We start from the raw sequence: 2872 nt of genomic DNA on the forward strand, positions 1-2872 counted from the left end.
CTTAAGCCGTAGGTCTTGAGTTAAGTTTACTGACATAAGCAAGTTAGAAAACTTAAATCAAGTCAGCTAAAGCAAACTTAATTCAAGCTTTCTCCAATTTTGATAGTTTTCGTTCAGATACTACTTAGTCAATCTTAAACTCAATCGGAAATTCCACCCAGACACCAACTGTTTCATTACCATTTTTTGCCGGAGAGAGTTTCCAGGTCTTCGCAGCTTTAACAGCACTTTCATCGAGGATCGGATAACCTGAAGATTCAATAATTTCGATCATTCCAATCTGACCATTATCGAGGATTTCAACATTAAGCAGGACTTTTCCTTCCCAACCTTTTGCTTTTGCTTCTTCCGGATATTCGGGCGGAAATTGTCTTTCGATTACCGGTGGTTCGGTGTATTTGAAATCTTTAGGTGTTTTTCCGAATTCTGTTTCGGAATAAATTTCAGTTGGAATCAATGGTGTTAGAGAGGATTGCTCAGCTTTTCTTTTATAGGTTTTCGTTGATGAGCAACCGAAACTCGAAATTATGATCAGGATGATCATAAGACTGAATATTATATTTTTCATTTCACCGGATAATTCCCTTCAAAACAGGCATAACAGAAGTTTTCAGGTTCCTGCACTGTTTTTCTCAATTGTTCGATGGTCAGGTATTTCAAAGAATCTGCTCCGATGAAATTTCTAATATCTTCAATTGTTTTGTTATTAGCAATTAATTCCTGCCTGGTGGGAGTATCTATCCCATAAAAACAGGAAAATTTAACCGGAGGAGAACCGATCCGCAGATGAATTTCTTTTACTCCGGCATTCCTGATCAATTTCACGATTTTTTTCAGAGTTGTTCCACGCACGATCGAATCATCGACGAGAGCAACGCTTTTCCCATTAAAAAAATTCGGTAAAGGATTGAATTTCTGGTAAACACTTTCATCCCGAATCGTTTGTTCCGGTTTGATAAAAGTTCGTCCCACATAATGATTCCTGATCAATCCCATTTCATAGGGAATATCCTTCTGTCTCGCATAACCGAGAGCAATGAAATTCGATGAATCCGGTACAGGAACAACAATGTCAGGATTTATTTTATCATCTTCCGCCAGAATGTTTCCAATCTTTTGTCTAACTTTATAAACATTTTCTCCAAAAATAAAACTATCCGGTCTGGAAAAATAAATATGCTCAAAAATACAATGTTTTTCAGTTACCGTAGTTCGGAACTTGTTCCGATCATTTTTTATTGATTCGATCCCATTTTTATTTACGATAATAATTTCAGCCGGTTCGACTTCCTTCTGCCATTCCATATACAAAATATCGAGAGCACTGCTTTCCGACGCAACAACGATCGAACCTTCTCTGGTTTTGCCGTAACTCATCGGACGAAAAGCATAAGGATCACGGAACAGATAAAGTTCTTTTTTCGTTGCCAATACAGTTGAAAAAGCCCCTCTGATATTTTTCATCATAAGCTTGATCGCTTCTACAATGGAAAAACCTTCCTTTTCAACATAATAAACAATATATTTAAGGATCAATTCACCGTCATTTGTACTGACAAAATAAACTCCTTTTGCTTCCAGTTCCTGACGGATTTCTTTGTAGTTAATGATATCACCGTTACTCGTTAATGCATAAGAGGGACCTGAAAGTGTCTCCACAATATGCGGTTGGGAATTATAAACAGATGAAGCTCCCCGAGTAGGATATCGAACATGACCGATCGCGATATTTCCTTTCAGATTCTGCAATTTGTCGGGAGTGAAAACATCTTTCACCAAACCCATTTTTTTTCGCAACCTGATCGTTTTGCCGTCATTAACAGCCATGCCGCAACTTTCCTGTCCGCGATGCTGTTCCGCAAACAGACCTAAAGTCGCCATGTTGGCTGCGTTTTCATGATCAAATATTCCGATTATTCCACACATAATTCCTCAAGTTTTTATAGCCACAAAAAGGCACAAAAGACACAAAAAGAACAAGATATAATTAACAATATAAAACTCAATGTTAATTATTCCCAATCCCCTGATTGGGAATACACTTTTTTTACAAAACTCCGGTTTTGTCTATCATCGATATGAACCGTGTATTCTAAAAAAAATAAAAATCGAAACAGGATTTCAAGAAAAATTACATTACCAATCGGGGGATTGGTAACGATTGTGTTACATTTTCTTTTTAAAACTTATTTTATTTTCTGTTCCTGATAAAAGTCTTTGCAGGTTAGATTTATGTTTAATAATAATGAACGAAGCAATAACAAAAACCATTACCAGTTTTTCAATTTCGATAAAGGAATTGTTCAAATTTATTATCAATTCTACCATAAATAAAGTTAATGATGCCAGGATCGAGCCGAGAGAAACATATTTAGAAATCCAGACAGTTATGATAAAAACGAATAAGGCAATAACTAATGGAATTGGAGTCAAGGCAATGAAAACTCCGGCAGATGTTGCTACTCCTTTTCCTCCTTTAAATTTCAGGAAGATCGTGAAAATGTGTCCGATAATGGCAGCTATTCCAATAATTATCAGAATTAAATCCGAGAATTCGGGAATAAGAATTTTTCCGATCAAAACCGCAAAAAATCCTTTCAAAATATCGATGACCAAAGTAATGATCCCGATTTTCGTTCCCAGAACTCGCAAAGCATTTGTGGCTCCGACATTCCCGCTTCCGAATTTACGGATATCAATCCCTTTGAGCATTTTTCCCATTAAATAGCTGGTTGGAATGCTTCCCAATAAATAAGCTGAAATTATTGAAATTAATAAATTCATTTATGTTTATTCCCGATTTTCTTTGTCATTCTTCCCGAAAGCTTTCGGGATCCTTGTTTTTCTCTCGAAGAATTTAAAATTTTTCAAA

3 protein-coding genes are annotated in these 2872 nt (G+C 36.2%); all 3 read right to left on the reverse strand.

The window, feature by feature from the left end; translation table 11 throughout:
• Positions 1-124 precede the first annotated feature (124 nt).
• Positions 125-568 (reverse strand): energy transducer TonB, encoded by a 444-nt coding sequence (locus tag ENL20_00555; protein ID HHE37051.1) that lies wholly within the window; start codon positions 566-568, stop codon positions 125-127.
• Positions 565-1926 carry an amidophosphoribosyltransferase gene (gene purF / locus ENL20_00560; protein ID HHE37052.1) on the reverse strand — a complete coding sequence of 454 codons (1362 nt, stop codon included), beginning with the start codon at positions 1924-1926 and terminating at the stop codon, positions 565-567. Before purF ends, ENL20_00555 begins: the two co-directional genes overlap by 4 nt.
• Positions 1927-2166: 240 nt before the next feature.
• Entirely contained in the window at positions 2167-2784 is a 618-nt protein-coding gene (gene plsY / locus ENL20_00565; GenBank protein HHE37053.1) for a glycerol-3-phosphate 1-O-acyltransferase, read from the reverse strand.
• Positions 2785-2872: the final 88 nt, after the last annotated feature.

Source organism: Candidatus Cloacimonadota bacterium, from assembly GCA_011372345.1.
GTDB lineage: Bacteria > Cloacimonadota > Cloacimonadia > Cloacimonadales > TCS61 > DRTC01.

Bases quoted from the DNA above. Each gene is read 5' to 3' on its own strand.
- ENL20_00555 (HHE37051.1), bottom strand. From the start codon at position 568: ATGAAAAATATAATATTCAGTCTTATGATCATCCTGATCATAATTTCG.
- purF (HHE37052.1), bottom strand. From the start codon at position 1,926: ATGTGTGGAATAATCGGAATATTTGATCATGAAAACGCAGCCAACATG.
- plsY (HHE37053.1), bottom strand. From the start codon at position 2,784: ATGAATTTATTAATTTCAATAATTTCAGCTTATTTATTGGGAAGCATT.